Origin of the sequence: Microvirga sp. VF16, assembly GCF_016864375.1 — a bacterium.
In the GTDB taxonomy this organism is placed as follows: Bacteria; Pseudomonadota; Alphaproteobacteria; order Rhizobiales; family Beijerinckiaceae; genus Microvirga.
In genome coordinates this window covers 689,875-705,570 of record NZ_CP069357.1, presented here as the reverse complement: position 1 = coordinate 705,570, position 15,696 = coordinate 689,875, and the positions used below count along the sequence as shown (strand labels likewise).

Below are 15,696 nucleotides of genomic sequence, written 5' to 3'. Positions count from 1 at the left end.
CCTAATTCAAAAATCAAAAGCCCTCGCGCCATCCGGCCGAGGGCTCTTGTTGATTAAAAAACGATGTGACTAGGGGCCAGCGGAGAAGGCTTTGACCGTCTGCGTGGTCGAAGCCGCCCCGGGAATGTTCGGAATCCCCTTGGCGCCCCCAAGGGAATTCTTCGCGGCACCCTTGAGGAAATCCCAGACCTTGGGACCGGCAAACCCGGCTCCCCTGCCTGCCAGGCCTCCAGCGCCAAGGGCAACTGTTCCGCCCAGAGAGGCCGCCACACGGGCTCCATGCATGATGCTGGAGACAGCGCCCGCAGCGAACGAGTTTTCGCCTGCCATGCCTTGGTAGCTGGAGATTGATGCGGCAAGGCTGGGGGCAGCCCGCATAATGGAAGCGGCCATCGCTGCGGTAGCAAAGGAATAGATCAGGAAGTAGATGACGTTGCCCAAGCCCTGTGCGCTGCCGATCGAAATAGCGTTCGGATTACCCGCCTTCTCAATTCCCTGGGCGAGAACGAAGAGCACGACAGCCGACAGGAGGCCCGACATGACGAGCAGAACCGAACCGTAGAAGAAGCTCCGCAGGGCATTGGTGAAGGTTTTCTGGGTGGACTTGTAGACCCACGCATAGGCAAGGAAGGGGGCGAAGGCCACGAAAAAGCCCATGCGAACCAGCGCCTCGACGATCTGGAATGCAAAGAGCAAGAGCGCCAGCCAGTAAAGCCCGAAGACGATGAAGAAGAAGATCGAAAGGGCGAAACTGACTATTGTGCTCCTTGCTGAGGAGTCAGCCGTCTCGATTCTGCTAGCTGGTTCCGAACCTTTCTTGATCGCTTCGTTGACCGTCAGATGGACAGCGCAAACCAGCTTGATCACGCTCTCACCGGCCCGGATGATTTCCTGGTCGGTCCCGCTGATCCGATCATACCGACACACACCGGTGGATTTGTTGTTCTTGAAGGCGTTGTTCCCCACATTGGCCAACTTCGTTCCGAGCTCGCCACCAAGAGACATGGACGGGACGAGAACATAGGGCCGGACGATTTCAGTGTAGACGGATCCGGTTCCGATGAGCGTGATCACGAAGGTAAACCGCATCACCAGCCAGAAGATGTCGTTCCATCCGCCCGACCGGGATATCCAGAACAGCCTGCCGGCGATCAGCAGCGCGAAGACGATGCTGAAGATCACCCCCATTAGTTTCGCTGCCTTGGTGCCGAACTTGTTGATGAGGGCAGGACCGATGCGGCCGGTAATCTCCACGACGCGGGCGACACCGTCGCAGCCCCAGCACTCCTGAACCTGGAGATCCGGGCGAGACGACAGGTCGGAGGTGTCGGTCCCCTCGGCAATATTCTGGAAGGGATCGGACACTTCTGTTGGGGTGGACGCGCCGTTGCGCATTTTCTGAGCCATGGCGCAGATCGTGGTACCGTTGATGTCGGAAAAGCCGGAGCACTTGCCGGACTGCACCATCTTTTGGCAGTTTCCCGTGCCAAGCTGAATGCAGGCCATGATCATGGCGCCGTCGACCTGCTGGCCGTCGAACGTTCCCATCTGTTGAAGCTGGCGAACGACCGCGGTATTGGCCCCTTGGTTTGTGAGGTTGGCCCAGACCCTTACCTGCTCGTCCAGGCCTGCGTTCGCGTATTCCTCCGGCGTATAGCCGGCGGCGGCGAGGTTGGAGCGGTTGAGCTGAAACACGCCGGTGCAGCAACTTCCGTTGTAGATGCCAGCGTTGCCTCCGGACTCGAACATCCCGAGGTTGCCCATCTGGTCGGCATACTGGCGCAGGCTTGGATTGAGATTGGAGTTGCGAACGGCGTTCGCGATGTCACTGGCCGAGTAATTCGTCTTGGGACCGAGTTGCGACTTTCCAGCCCAAGCCTCCGATATGAAGCCGACATTTCCGACAATGAGGACCGCCAGGAGGGCGATCCAGCGTAAGGGGGCGCTCATTCTCATTCAGCCGACACCGTGGTTACGTTCGCAAATCATCGGCCCCTCAACAAAAAAGGGCTGACGCCATATCGTGGGTTACCACGGCGTCAGCCCTCTTTCTATCAGGAAAGTACGTTTTATTTCGGCTTTATGGCCCTTTACTTCGGGCTGGCGCCTTAGCTGATCTTCACCGTTGCGGTGCAGCCGTTCAGCGGACGGCCGTCTCGAAGAGCGCGGATCGTAACGGTCCGCTGCTTCGGGTCGTATGCGGCGAAGGTGGCGTTCTTGCGCGGATCAAGGCCGGAGGGATCGCCGGGCGGGACCACAAGGAAACAGCCCGTTGTCCGCGTGGTTTTGGAGCCGCCTGGGCCGGTCACCACCACCCGCAGCGGGCAGATGCCGTGGATGTCCGTGCTCGAAGCCGAGTTTGCTCCATTATCGCACCGGCGGGCGATGTTGATCAGGCTCACGGTGATCTGCTCCTGGCCGTCCGTGAACGTGTGGGACAGGAACTCGGCCGGAGCGTTACCGGTCTTGAACCGGGGATCCTTCAGCTCGTCGCGGAAGTAGCGGTTGTTGTCCGCAATAAGATCGCCCCAGATCTGGGTCATCGCCGGGGTCTCGGCAGAAGGCTTGCGCAGATTGCCGTAGGTCAGAACCTGCCAGTCCTGAGCTAGTGCAGCGCCGGAAAGAGCGAACGTCGCCGCGAGAAAGGTCAAAAGGGTCTTCATCATCGTGAAATCCTACCTGGGGAATTAAAAGGTCATATCCTCAACTCCTGCTTCGGGAAAGGAAGCAAGGGCATTGCTCTAATGGAACTGCTTGAACGTGCACAGATTGGCTTCGATGATATCGTTAATGTAGACGTTCGGCCGCCGTTCTGATCCGTCGTTCGTCCGATTGATCCGGCTTTTGGCATAGCTGATGAGGAGGCTGAGCTTGGCGCGGGTCATCGCCACATAGGCCAAACGCCGTTCTTCCTCGAGGTCGGTATCTGGTCGAACGACAGGGAAGATCCCTTCCTCCCAGCCAACCAGGTAGACATAATCGAATTCCAGTCCTTTGGCCGCGTGGATCGTGCCAAGCCAGACCGCATCATCGACGGAGCTGTCGGTCTCCAGCAGGCTCATCGAGTCCACGAAGTCCTGGATGTTCGTCTGCTCCTTGGCGTGGAAGAGGTATTGTTCGACCCGCTCCTCGATGGACGAGGCCTGCTTGCGGAACTGATCGGCCTTCTTGCGGTCAGACTGGTTCTCTGCCTTCTCGCGGAGTTCCTGGACGTGCTCTTTGATGCCGCACTCGGCGATGATCTTCTGGATCACCTCGTCGAGCGGAACGCCTAGACGGTAGTCGTCACCGATCTCGTCGATGAACTCGATGAAGGCTTTGACCTTCTCGACGGCGGCCTTGCGGATGGCGCCATTTCGAATCTGGTCGGCCAGAATGTCGATCATCGGAAGTTCAGTGATCCGGGCGGTATCCGACAGCTTCGCCAGGCTCTCCTTGCCGAACCCTCTAGGTTTGGCATCAATCGCATATTCGAAGGCGGCGTTGTCCGAACGGTTCAGCATCAGGCGGAGATACGCCGAGAGGGTCTTGATCTCCGCAGTCTGGTTGTATTTGCGACCCGCCGTAACGGTGAAGGGGATCCGGCGCATCGTCAGCGCCGGCTGGAAGCCATTGAGCTCCATAGAGGCGCGGGAGATGATCGCGATCTGGCTCGGGCGGATGCCGCCTTTGAGCTTTCTCTCGATGTCGTCGACGATCCAGGAGACTTCTCCCCGATCTTCCGAGAATTCATGGACGAGAACAGGGCTGCCCTGGGTTCCCTTCGTAAAGAGGGCCTTGCCGTGACGGCTCTCGTTTCCGGCGATCACATGGTTCGCGGCATCAAGGATGGCACGGGTCGAGCGGAAGTTCTGCTCAAGGCGAATAATCCGGGCACCCGGGTAGCGGTCGGCGAAGCTGAGAATGTTGTCGATGTTGGCGCCACGGAAGCTGTAGACGGACTGGTCGTCGTCTCCGACGCAGGTGAAATAGCACCCCTGTCCATGGTCCGTGATCAGATCGAGCCATTCCTGCTGAATGTCATTGGTGTCCTGATACTCATCGACCAGAACACCCCGCCATAGGGTCTGGTAGTACCTGCGAACTGCCTCGTCGTCGCGCAGAAGGTCCCGACACTTGATCAGGATATCGTTGTAATCCACCGCGTTCATGCGCTCTTTGGAACGCTCGTAGCGGTGGTACATCTGCTCGATACCGTGAGGGGTCAGGAATGTGCCGCGATTGAAGTTCGGCGGGAAGCCGCGGCCGGTTTTCTTGGCCTCGATACAGTCGAGGATGAACGCATAGTCGACCTGGCGGCGGGAGTCGGTGGAATCCGGGGGAACAATGTGCTCGCCATAGGACAGGCTGGCATAGCAATCCTTGACGACGTTTTTCTGGTCGTCAGCGTCCAGGACGGAAAAGTTGGGCTCCAGCCCGGCCCGATCGGCATTGTCCCGGAGGAGGCGAGCCGAGATGGCATGGAAGGTGCCGACGTCCATAGCCTTTGCCACCGGCCCCATCATGGCAGCAAGACGGTGTTTCATCTCCTGAGAGGCTTTACGGGTGAACGTGACCGCCAGGACTTGATGAGGCTGAACTCGCTGGGAGCCCACGAGAAACCCAATGCGGGAGGTAAGGGACTTCGTTTTGCCGGTTCCGGCGCCGGCCAGGATCAGGAGGGGATCGATCCCGTGGGTGACGGCCGCCTCCTGGATCTCGATGAGGCTGGTAAGGGCTTTGGCGCGGGATTCCTCCGCATCGAAGACCGCAGCATGCCCAAGGGAGCTATGATCTTCGATCTCGGAGAAAACATCGTCCTCAAGAGCATAGTCGGGAGTTGAAGGCAGGAACGGGGTCTCGGACTCGTCGAGATCAAACTGATCAAAGGGATTGGCAGAAACGAGATCGAGAGACATGGGAACCTATCCTTCTAACCTCCGGTGGGCTCTAGGGCCCTCTCGGGACTTCGTATGGCGACCTTTTGGGGGGCGGGCTCCTGGCGTGCCTCTGTGCCGATAAGCGCGATGAGGCGGCCCGCCCTGACAGCGACGTCAGGACGTTTGCCAGCGATGTCGATGAATCGGTAAACCCGGCCGCCCACGTTCACCGCGCCCTCCGGAGTAAGTGCTCCGATGATCACGGTGTCCGCTGATCCTGTATCGGTCGTCGGGTGGACCGTCTTGGTCTCGAAATCGACAAAGACGATCCGGCCCTCGGCCGTCAGAACTTTTGGGGTTTGGGTTCCTGCCACTTTCAAATCTCGATTGAACCCTCACGCCAGAGCGCTGCGAGCTGCGGCGCAATCACCGCTTTTGCGCTTCCGTTGCCCTTGAATTCGATGCCGGCAATCTCTTCGCCGTCGAACCGAAAACGGACGATCAGCTTGTTGTCACGGTCGACGATGTCTGCACTGCGACGGGCCAGATCCTTGCCGTTGGCGTCATATTCTTTCAGGACGTGAGCGCCCATCAGGCCACCCTCGGAAGGCTCGGCTATGGAAATGCGTTTCAGGGTGAACTGGTCGCCAAGTTGCCGCTCAAGGCTGGAGATGATGCTGGCTGGCGTCTGCTGGCCTTCAACGGCGTATTGCTCGACGACCACTTTGGTAACGACGACGCGCGATCCTGAGTCATCGGGTTTGGGCTGGGGGACCATAGTTAGGAAACCTTCACGTGGCTTGTTGGAGGGGTGGGAAACTCGATCCGTCGAGGAGACGAGACGAAGGGTCATGCGGCAAGCTCGCTTGGAGCAGCCCGCTCGGGATTCACTTCCGCCGCATCGGCGGGAGCGAAATTGAAACGATTGAAGTGGTTTCCGCGCTTAATGGAGATGTAGGGAGATCCAGAATCCCCCTCATTCTCGGCGCGGTACTGAAGACGGCCGCTCAAGGTAACCCAGTCGCCCTCTTTGAGAACGCCCTGGATCTCATCGGTGATGATTTCCTTTGAGTAGACCACGATCCGGTGGTTCTCGTCCTTTTCCACGACAGAGGCTTTCAGAGAGCCTTTTCCCTTGGTGAAGGACGCCTTGGTCGTGAGGGTGAACTCAGCGATCATCCCCCCAGAACCGTCGAAGGATTTGATACTGATATCGCCCTTCACGATGCCGCAGAGGGAGATTTGATTAAGCCAAGACATGGCTTTCTCCGTTGATTCGCAAATCAAGAAACTTGGTTGCTCTTAATCCGTGTATACCCCGCCCAAGCGCGAAGTGTAATGCAGAAAGAATGCTTCTTATTTCGTGCGCCGGATTAGATGGTTAACAGTGGCTGGGATCACACATCCCTGGCAAAGCGCCGGCGGGATTTGGAGCATAAATCAATCCAGCGAGCCTCGTCTGCCTTGTCGTAGGAGACGCGACGGACGTTGAAATCAATGGTGACAGACCGGCGGGAGATTGTGGCGACGAGCGCAACGCGCTGATCCTCGATCTTCTCCGGATCTCCATTCCAGTCGCGATCGGCGACAGTGTGGGAAAAATTGATGGATTTCGTCTCCGGGTCCAAGCGGAGCGGGGCAGCAGCGGCGCTGGCGAAAGCCTCAACCAAGGCCAGGGCTCGCATATCTGCTCCATCGAAGCCGGTGAAATCGGGATCCGTGCCAATGGCGCGCTGATAGACCCGACGGGTGACATGAACCGAGCGGCCATTCCATTCACCTACAGTGAAGAAAGCCTGCTGGCGGGTCTGAACGTCCTGCATCATGGTCTGTCTCCTTTGGAACGAAAAAGCCCCGGCCGAGGGCCGGGGCTCATGGTCACCAGATTGTTAGAAGAGGTTACATCCCGATCCCATTTTGCTGGGCCCTGGCAACCACACGGAACTTGTCATTGGCTGCCAGCTTAGAGAGCTTCGTTTCCAACTCGCGCTTGTCATTGTCCGCGAGGGCAACGGAGATCTCTTCAGGGGATTTAGCACTCTTTTGCTCATACTCGCTTGGGTGCCTCACAACTCCATACTTGAGAGCAATCTGAGCTGCGGTCAGGCCGTTAAGGTCGTCGCGGGTCAGGGTATTAGCCTTTCCGGCTTCGACGTTTTCGATGAACGCCCCCATTTCGCCGGTCTTCATAATGACCGTGGCCGGGCGGGAGAAGGATGCAACGCGAACCATCGGGCTGGACTGCGGGTCCATGCCACCGTCAGCGTTGTAGCCGTTGCTCTCGAAGACTCCGTCCTCACCTTGGAAGCCGACGCCAACCGGGCTGATGGTGTTTCCGCCGCGGCCGGTTTTGGCCGTGATGGTCCCCATCTCCCGGGTGAGGGCGACGTTCGCCGTGAAGTTCAAGAACTCCTCGGGGTTCGGCGAGAGGGTGGCGACGGGACGGGTCTGGCCGGACTCGACCGCGATCAGAGCTGATACGTCCTTGTCGCTGGCGGCGGCGAGCACGACGCTCTTTGCCGTCTCGGTGGCCATCTGCAGAACCTTGGTCCGGTTCGCCGCCATCTCGTTCTTGCCAAATCCCTGGGCTGAGACCATGGAGCCGCTGCCGTTGTTAATGGCATCGAACAGGGCGTCCACAGCCTTGTCGGACAGACCCGAAGCGTCCCTGTCAGGGGAGAAGGCGACGAACTTGGCCCCGTGCTTCGAAGCTGCCTCGATTACAGCCTCACCAATGCCCTTTTCGGCGGTGGTGTGGATGATCGCGCCCTTATCACGGGCCTCGACGACAAGCTGCTCGATCGCGCCCTTCGTCTTTGCGCCGATCTCGTTGTCGTGGCCGATGATCGCAACAGCATTGCCTACAGACGGCTCTCCGTAGACCACAACGGGCAGGGCGCGAGCCTTGGCGAAGTCCGACGTCAGGTCGTAGCGCATATCATTCTGCTTCGCTGCCTCAACCTTCATGGATGAAGCGAGAAGCAGGGCCTCCAGAGCGGCCGGGTTGCGAAGCTTTTCGACACCGCCCCGGAGGGCAGCGGCGACCGGACGGAGGGATGCCATTTCTTCCTTGCTGAGCGTCACGACGTTCTTGCCGGAACGGGAAGCGAACTCGACCACATCGCCCAAGGTCGAGAACTGCTTCTGGATGACCGCGAGGTTTTTGATGCCGCACACCTGGGCCAGGGCGAGGCTGTTGACCGTGGCGATGGTCTTCTGCTCCGGGCTGATGCCGGGAGCTTCCGGATTGATGAGACCAGCAGCGCAGCTCTGGATTTCACGGCGAGCTCGTTCCTGAGGGGTCGGAGCGCCCATGACGGCGGTCTTGTAGGCTTCCTCCAGGTTGACCGCAGCGCCGGCGTTATCCCGAACCTCGATCTGCTTGCCACCTTCGACACCACGCCGCACGTGCTGGCAGGTGTTGTAGTCGTTCTGCTCAAGCCCGAAGACGGCGACCTTGTTGGAGATCGACTGGGCGACCTGCCAGCCGATCATTCGGGCCTGGTTGTCGGACTTGCCATCCGGATGCAGGACGATGAGCTTGCCACGGGCAGCGCGCTGGCCCTCACGGGAGTGCAGATCGAAGGCTTCGTCCGGGTTGGACGGGTTCGGCACAGTGATTTGCATCTTGCGCTCGTTGAACGACTTGGCGCCGTTCTCCCCGACAATCTTCATCCGGGTGGTCTTGGCAGAGACCGTGGCGTTGATCACGCCAAAGCCGTTCTTCTCGGCCGCCTCAGTCAGTGCCTTATACGATTTGGACTTGTCATCCACGGTGACGACGAGGCTGGTGCGGGTGTGGGGCGGAAGAGCCTTGTTGGCCACCGCGATCTGAGCCACGTAGTCGTTGATGGCGCCGGCATTCTTATAGAAGCGGGAGCCTTCAACCGCGACTGTCGGGAACTTCAGCCCGCTGGTCTCAGCGCCGAAGAGGGCAGGGCGGATCGTCATCTTCACCGGGACGATCTTGCCGTCCTCGGCCTTCTTGTAAGACGCCATCTCGACCGGGCGGGAGAAGTCCTCCCGGATCTGCTTGGCCGCGTTCGCGATTGCGGTGCGGGATGGGACGTTCGGACCAGCCGAGGCTGCAAAGGAGACCCAGGCCTCGGCAATCAGAGCCTGCTGACGAGAAGCCATGACGAAATCAGTCCGGTCCATCTGCTGCGAGGCGTGGCGGCCCATGGCAGCCGTGATCGCATTCCGGTCGAGGCCGCTCTTCTGAAGGTCGGCCAGGGCCTGCTTCTGGCTCTGGAAGAGGTCTGAGGCGAGAACCTCCTTGGCAAGGGCATTGAGGTCAGCCGTGAACCCGTGCTTCTCGGCCCGGTCAGAGCCGCTTGCCACCATCTGGTCGTAGTGTTCCTTCTGCTTGTCCATGTCGGTACGCAGGATCCACTCGGGGCGGTCCTTGGTGCCGTCGAGGACGCCCATGGCAGCATTGTCGATGAACGCCGCGAACATGCGGCGCTCCTTCTCGTCGGAAATCACCTCCGAGATCATGGAGCCGAGGCGCAGGCGGTTGTAGACAGCCTGCTCGAAAGTTTCGTTGCCGACAAACGGATCTGCCGCCTGCTGCGCCGGGGCTTTGCCCTCCGGAGCGAAAGAGGACCGAAGGATCTGACGGGTCATCTGCTCGCGGCGGTCCGCGGAGACATCCTTGATGTTCCCGAGCTCATCCTCGTCATCTTTGAAAGGAACCGTCGTATCGGCATAGATATCGCCGACAGCCTTGGTAAGAGTGCGGTAGGCCTGCGTGTTTCGGAGGCGAACAACCGTCGAGTCGCTGTCATCGGTGATGATGTGGCCCTGAGCGGTACCGATGGCCTCGTTGACGAGGCGGGTAAGGACCTGATTGGTCTGAGCTACCGTGAGGTTCTTCGGCATCAGGTCCGTCAGCTGGCGCTTGGCCATCGTGACGTTCATGGTGCCTTCGATCTGACGGGGGGTCAGGTCGACGTCGCTGGCCTCAAGAGCCTGATTGGCACGGTCGCGCACTTGACGGCGGCCCTGTTCTGCCGAGAGGACGCCACGGGTGGCGACAGCTGCGATGGCGCGAAGCTCATTCCAGTAGGAAGCGCGAGCAAGCTCGTTGTCCTGGGTCAGAGACTGCTCGATGTGGAACGCGAAGGAGGCAGCCTTATCACGGTCGCTGCCGAACTGCGGGCGGTTGGGGTCCTGGATCGGGTGACGATCGCCGATGGTGATGACAGTAATGTCTCGCCGGAACGGGGCATCGGAGTGGTTCAGGAAGGACTTAGCGCTCATCGGGAGTTTGCTCCTGGCACGATGAAAAGAACAAAGGGTGGATTGGGGTATCCCGGCAAAACGAATTATAACGCAGTTTTGCCGCTTTTCATATCGGTTTCGTCACGCGATCTGCTATCTGAGGCGGAAAAGCAGATATTTTTTGCGGGCGATCTCCTCCAGATGGTCGAGAGTCCAGCCTTCCTGTCGGAAATCGTCCAGATCGTATCCGGGCTCGATATCCTCTGTCCGAGCGCCCTTTGCATTCGGGAGCACAGACCGTGGCATCCGAATTAAAGTGATGGACTTCGCCTTGCTTCTCAGAAACTGGGACGCATAACTGAGACCGGCGGCGTCCATGTCTTGGGCAATGAACAGGTCACGCCCTTCCAACGGCTCGAGATCGGCCATGTGAACCTTCCGGGAGCCTCCAAGGGTGGTGGTGGTCCAAGGGACGGCGCCGCCGAAGATCTCCGAGGGTCGGGTAATAAGCTTCTTGGCAGCCTCGGCGGTCTTTTCGCCTTCGACAGCGAGGACAGGGCTCTCGCCATCGTCCAGGTGAAGGTCGTACATCGGGTGGGGATCCGGAGGGGCATATCGGACCCACTGCACCTTGCCCTTGATCATCCAGGGGGTGAGGGGTTTGATATCCTTGCCACCTTCTGGGTCATCGAAGCGCACGGTGTAGAAGCACTCGCGGCCATGCCGGTCGTGCCAAGACCACACTCCGTTGTTGTTCTTGAGGAGGAACGCAGGCGGCTTTTCCTGCTGAGACGTGCCTGCATAGATCGCGCCGTCCGGAAGTCCCTTCTTCTTCCGGCGCTCTGTGGGCGCCACGCGCTGGCGCGGTCGGCCATCATCACACCGTAATTCGCGCTTCTGGGTGCGGCCGAGTTGCCTGGGCTCGATCTGGTATTTGCTCCTGAGCCTGTCGAGGATAACGGTTTGGGCGCAGGCCGCCCGACAGTAGAGGAGAAGCCGGTCACCTTTTTGCGTAATGACGAGGGAGGGCTTGCGGTCATCGTGGGCGGGACACAGCGTTTCCCATTCGTCGTCACTGTAGCGGCGCTCCTTCCCACTTCCGATTTGTTTGGCAAGGTCACCTGCGGAGAGCTTGAGGTTCTCTGACATTGTACTCAACGAGCTTTTGGGGTTTTCACTTTCCCCTGGTTCCAAGGGATTATTGATGGGAGCACAGAAAAGGCCCCGCGGATGCGGGGCCCGTTTAGGCCTACGCCGCCTGGCCTATGCCAAGGATATGTTGACGACGCTTTTCGATGAACGTGTCCATCGTGTCGAAGTAATGCTTGATGTCTTTCGCACCGGCAGAAGTGCCCGAGATGATGTTCTCGTTGGAGGCGCGCTTCCGGAAGTCGGCCATGTGAGCCTTCATCGTGGCCACATCCTCGACTGTTGTGACCCAGTTCTTCCGGGCCTCATTGATCTGCGAGAAGATGTTCTTCCACCGGTCAGGGATACCGACCTCGATCAGGTTCCCCTGGGGAATGATCAGCCGCAGGTGCTCGGAGAGCGGATCGGTGAGGGTGCGGACATCGACGGGAGCCTGATTCAAGGCATTATCGAAGTCGTCCGCCGGCCCGCGCTGCGATGCAGGCTGAGGCGGGGTGGTCGGGGCAGCCGGAGCGTGTTCCGGTGCCTGCCGAGACAGGCCACTGGTGACATTCGGCTCATGATGCTGTTGAGGACGGGACGGCTGCTGGGCCGAAGCCTGCGCTCTCTGCTGCGGGGACTGAGATTGAGGCTGCGGCCTCGTCTGGGCCTGGGGCCTGGCCTGGGATTGAACCTGCGGCTGATGCTGAGGCGGATTTTGGGGCTGGCCGACGTCGTTAGCGATCTCGACCTCCGAGGTGGGGCGGGTTTCCTCGTCTGCCTCATCATCCAAAGGCGGGACGTAATCATAATCGTACCGTTGGGTACCGTCCTTCTCCATACCGCGGCCGAAGATGTTTCCGAGGAGGGTTGCGGCACGTTTGATGGCGTCGGTTCCGGCGGCTTTAAGGGCGAGACCCTCGGCTTCCACAGAATTGGGGTTATCGGCACGACGGATCGCGTCACCGGCGCCAACGCCGTCGCGGAAGGTTTCTCGTCCGTCAGGAAATTTGACAGTCAATCGAACGGTAACCCAAGCTGATGCGACCCGAGCTTTGTAAACCTCCTGCTTGTTCTGTTTGAAGCTGACGAGATCCTGCTCCCATACACGGGATTCCTGATTGAGAATCTCCGCGCTCCAGTTTTCCGGGCCGAAAATTTCGTCGAGCTTGGTCGCGTCGTACTCCATTTTAACATAATAGAGTTTCGACCGATTATCGCCCTGGCGGTCCTTCTTGTTCTCGTTGGCGACCTTTTCTTTTAAAGCTATCACCACATCCGAGTTAGTGCGTGCTGGCATTTGAACCTCTAAAATTTAATCTGAAATCAGTAGCTTGCGATCAGACCGCCTGTGTCTGGCGGTCGATCTTGAGGGTCGAATAGGAGTATGCGGCCCGCTTTTGCTCCCCGACGTGGTGTTCATCTCGGAGGAGCCTGAAGCCCTTGCCCTGTGCTGCTGACCGGTTCCCCAGGGCTGTGATGAGTTGAGCCTTCAGCTTGCGCTTGGCTTTGTCCTTCTCCCGGACATCCCGCTCGAGCCCCTGGATCTCCTGGGTGATGGCCTCGTACTCCGTGACAAGCTTGTTGAAGGCGCGATCTTCCGAGTAGTCGGCAGGGTCGCTATTCATCGGGCGGTACCGCTTCTCGATAGCGTCCCCGTCGATGGCGAAGTCAGGGGCCGGCTCCTCGTCCATATCGAGGGAGAAGATGAAATCGGTCGTTGCCGTTTTGATCATTTCCCAGAGGGGAGGGTCGAAATCGATCTCGACGAAGGCTTCGAATTCGCCGCCGGCCACAATCAGAGCAATGGCGAGGCTTTCGATGCCAAGTGCCGCCATGATCGGGTGAACTTCGGCGACGATATAAGGAGGAGCCTGGACGACACCGTTTACATTCCAGTTGATCGCGTAGTTCTCGGACGAGATCTGGATCAAGTGGATGTGCTTGGTATCGTGGCTGAGGGGGAGTTGCCCACGGGACCGGACCTCTACCAGGTGGCGGGACAGAATCTGCCTTGTCGGGTGAATCTGCTCTTTGCTCCGATCGAAAAGAATGCAGGAGTAGCGTTCCTGCAGCCCGATCACGAACTCCCGGTGGAGGCGGCGGCTCCAGAAGCCGCGGCTGGATTCCACCTGCGCCGAGGGAATGTTGCCTTTGAGTACGTGCCAGAGCTCCCATGGGGATGGTGTCTTCTTGAGACCAAGGAGCGTCGGGACGTATCGGGCCTGAATGACATAGTCTGGATCTGGGCTCATCGATTTTTCCGGGGATTGGAAACCAATAGGTTTGTTTGACCAGACATGCCTTTTGCCTTTCGGGCGACCGAGTTTTGCAAATCGTACCGAATTACGTGCACTGTAGCCGAATTTATGATACAGGTCTTGTGTCGTTAATTCGCTATCGGAGACGGAGATCCCGCGATGCAGACAAGTCAGGTGAGCGTGGAAGCTGGTGTGAGTGGTAAGTCAGGACTTGATTTCGTGGCTGTCGGGCTGGTGTCCGAAGGGTTGACCGGGTTCTTCGCGCCCCGCGCCCAGGCAGACATTATGATTAAGGAACTCGGCCAGGCGGGTATCCGGGCGAGCTACAACGAGGAGTATGGCTGCTACGCGGCCCCGACAGGCGCGATCCCGGATGTTAACCATCCTGCCGTCCAGCGTTACGGAGTGGATTCCAAGTCGCATGCACTTTGGAAGGAAGACCGGGAGAGCCAGCTTAATCTCGAGGCGATCCTTTTCGGCGCAGCGGATGCCATCAGCCGAGAGCCGGAGATGGCAAAGGTCCGTGAGGCTGCTGCTCCTGTGTCGGCGAAAGTCGCCTCGACCCCACCGCGCCGGCAGCAGGGGCAGGTGAGTGACGAGCAGGTCGCGTACTCTGCCCGGGCCGAAGCTGCCACGCAGCAGGGATTGAAGTTGGTCGCCGCATATATCCGCGGCGGGCTCATGCTGGCGGGTGACCGAAATCCGGAGCGTCGTGATCAACAGCTAAACATGATCCGTGAGGCGTCCCGTGAGGAGATTACCGAGGTTCTCGACCGGACGGTGAAGCGCTTCCAGGAACTGGATAATAAGGAGAAATTTGCGCGGTTTGACCACGCGATCCAGAACCATCTGCCGGAAGTCGAGAAGCTCGCTCGGGCCATCGATCATGATAAAGCGTTCCAAGACCGTATCACCTGGGCGGTCGAAAATCTTCAGTCTGGTAAAAACACCGAGGCTAAGTTCGTCCTTCGGGGCGCTTTTATGCGCTTTGAATTCGACGATCAGAAGCGCCTGGGAGGCGGGGTCACGCTGGATCAGCAGGACAAGATCCCGATGGACTCGCTTCGCCGTGGCTTCAACGCACTGGAAAAGATCCATGTCGAGCGCTTCGGCATGCCGTCGGGCTATCGCCTGACGATCGGCCGGTCTGAGGGCGGCGTCTATAAGGCGGCACTCCAATCGCAGGGACGGCCTGCGCCGGCCGCAGAGGGAAAGCCTGCAGCTGAACCTCCGGCCGCGCAGCCAGCACAGCTCTCTCGCCTCCAGATGCGACGGCGGATGATGGAGCAGAATAGCCAGGGAATGTGACGGTCTCGGATTAAGGTTGAGGAGAGGGCGGCCCTAGGCCGACCTTTTTTATTGATCGACACAAATGTCTTATACAAACGCGGCCTGGATCTCTTTCTTGGTGGCGTTTTAGGCTGGAGCTTCGACAAGCTCCGCATTCTGTAATACCCCATAATCGCTATCAGTGGCCGGTTGTGCGAACCAGCTTTGAGCAGCCATAAATTCCTTAATAGGAGGAAACTTTATGACCGCGAGCTCAGAACCTAGTTTGTTAGGCCCGCATAGGTCCGGGAAGACGATGATCATGGATCGTCTATCTTATCCAGCTACCGTGACCCATCCCACGATGAGGGGCGAACTTCAGACGTTCGAGGTAACTATCCACAGCGTCTACTTTTCGGATGATGCCATCTCAGATGACCCGAACCTGGACGGGTTAGCGTTCAGAGGCTGGGCGACGGTTGAAGACTGGGGCGGGTTCAAGACGTTCTTTGCCGGAGAGTGCGAACGGATAGTCGATAAGATGACGGGGGAGATTGTCACCGACAAAGCAGCGTGGCTCCGTGGATTGGAGCAGCCTGTTGACCCGATGACCGTGCGGCAGCTTGGCGAGAGAATGCGGGAGCACTATCGCCTCAAGAAGTTCTACCGCATGGAAATCGGTAAGATGGAACTGGTGCAAGGAACGGGCGGATCGTCAATCATCTATACAGAGATCACCCAACCTGACGACACAAGGGAAGCTTTTAGGGTCGGAAAGTTGGAAATCCGCTTGGGCAGAACGTTCTCGAACATGGACGACGTTATTGGCTCCGAGCCCCTAACGATCGATGTCGATATGGACGACGGTGACGGGGGAGATCGGGTCACATGTACGCCGTGCGCTGCCGGGCGCATCGACATCCGTGATAGCTAGTTTCTTCCATTGGACTCCAATT

At 58.9% G+C, this 15,696-nt stretch carries 13 protein-coding genes; 2 read left to right on the top strand and 11 right to left on the bottom strand.

Annotated features, from left to right (window positions below):
• Positions 1 to 69 precede the first annotated feature (69 nt).
• From JO965_RS42795 to JO965_RS42745, 11 genes are all read right to left on the bottom strand, one after another.
• Positions 70 to 1,950, bottom strand: a complete 1,881-nt coding sequence (locus JO965_RS42795; RefSeq protein ID WP_203447119.1) for a hypothetical protein — start codon at positions 1,948 to 1,950, stop codon at positions 70 to 72.
• Between the two features lie 158 nt (positions 1,951 to 2,108).
• A complete protein-coding gene (locus JO965_RS42790) occupies positions 2,109 to 2,666 on the bottom strand; it encodes a hypothetical protein (protein ID WP_203447118.1) in 558 nt (185 codons plus the stop codon).
• A 75-nt stretch (positions 2,667 to 2,741) separates the two neighbouring features.
• Positions 2,742 to 4,898, bottom strand: a complete 2,157-nt coding sequence (locus tag JO965_RS42785) for an ATP-dependent helicase (protein WP_203447117.1) — start codon at positions 4,896 to 4,898, stop codon at positions 2,742 to 2,744.
• Between the two features lie 14 nt (positions 4,899 to 4,912).
• Positions 4,913 to 5,233 (bottom strand): hypothetical protein, encoded by a 321-nt coding sequence (locus JO965_RS42780; protein ID WP_203447116.1) that lies wholly within the window; start codon positions 5,231 to 5,233, stop codon positions 4,913 to 4,915.
• A gap of 2 nt (positions 5,234 to 5,235) precedes the next feature.
• Positions 5,236 to 5,712 (bottom strand): hypothetical protein, encoded by a 477-nt coding sequence (locus tag JO965_RS42775; protein ID WP_203447115.1) that lies wholly within the window; start codon positions 5,710 to 5,712, stop codon positions 5,236 to 5,238.
• A complete protein-coding gene (locus JO965_RS42770; protein WP_203447114.1) occupies positions 5,709 to 6,119 on the bottom strand; it encodes a single-stranded DNA-binding protein in 411 nt (136 codons plus the stop codon). Before JO965_RS42770 ends, JO965_RS42775 begins: the two co-directional genes overlap by 4 nt.
• Positions 6,120 to 6,256: 137 nt before the next feature.
• A complete protein-coding gene (locus JO965_RS42765) occupies positions 6,257 to 6,685 on the bottom strand; it encodes a hypothetical protein (protein ID WP_203447113.1) in 429 nt (142 codons plus the stop codon).
• Between the two features lie 73 nt (positions 6,686 to 6,758).
• Positions 6,759 to 10,121, bottom strand: coding sequence for a hypothetical protein (locus JO965_RS42760; RefSeq protein WP_203447112.1), 3,363 nt, complete (start codon positions 10,119 to 10,121; stop codon positions 6,759 to 6,761).
• A gap of 114 nt (positions 10,122 to 10,235) precedes the next feature.
• Entirely contained in the window at positions 10,236 to 11,231 is a 996-nt protein-coding gene (locus JO965_RS42755; RefSeq protein ID WP_203447111.1) for a hypothetical protein, read from the bottom strand.
• Between the two features lie 100 nt (positions 11,232 to 11,331).
• A complete protein-coding gene (locus JO965_RS42750) occupies positions 11,332 to 12,510 on the bottom strand; it encodes a Rad52/Rad22 family DNA repair protein (RefSeq protein WP_203447110.1) in 1,179 nt (392 codons plus the stop codon).
• 40 nt (positions 12,511 to 12,550) lie between these two features.
• Positions 12,551 to 13,465, bottom strand: coding sequence for a hypothetical protein (locus JO965_RS42745; RefSeq protein WP_203447109.1), 915 nt, complete (start codon positions 13,463 to 13,465; stop codon positions 12,551 to 12,553).
• 165 nt (positions 13,466 to 13,630) lie between these two features.
• Between JO965_RS42745 and JO965_RS42740 the strand changes: the two genes are divergently transcribed.
• Entirely contained in the window at positions 13,631 to 14,779 is a 1,149-nt protein-coding gene (locus JO965_RS42740) for a hypothetical protein (RefSeq protein WP_203447108.1), read from the top strand.
• A gap of 283 nt (positions 14,780 to 15,062) precedes the next feature.
• The gene (locus tag JO965_RS42735) at positions 15,063 to 15,674 is read left to right on the top strand and encodes a hypothetical protein (RefSeq protein ID WP_203447107.1); all 612 of its coding nucleotides are present in this window, start codon (positions 15,063 to 15,065) and stop codon (positions 15,672 to 15,674) included.
• Positions 15,675 to 15,696 lie beyond the last annotated feature (22 nt).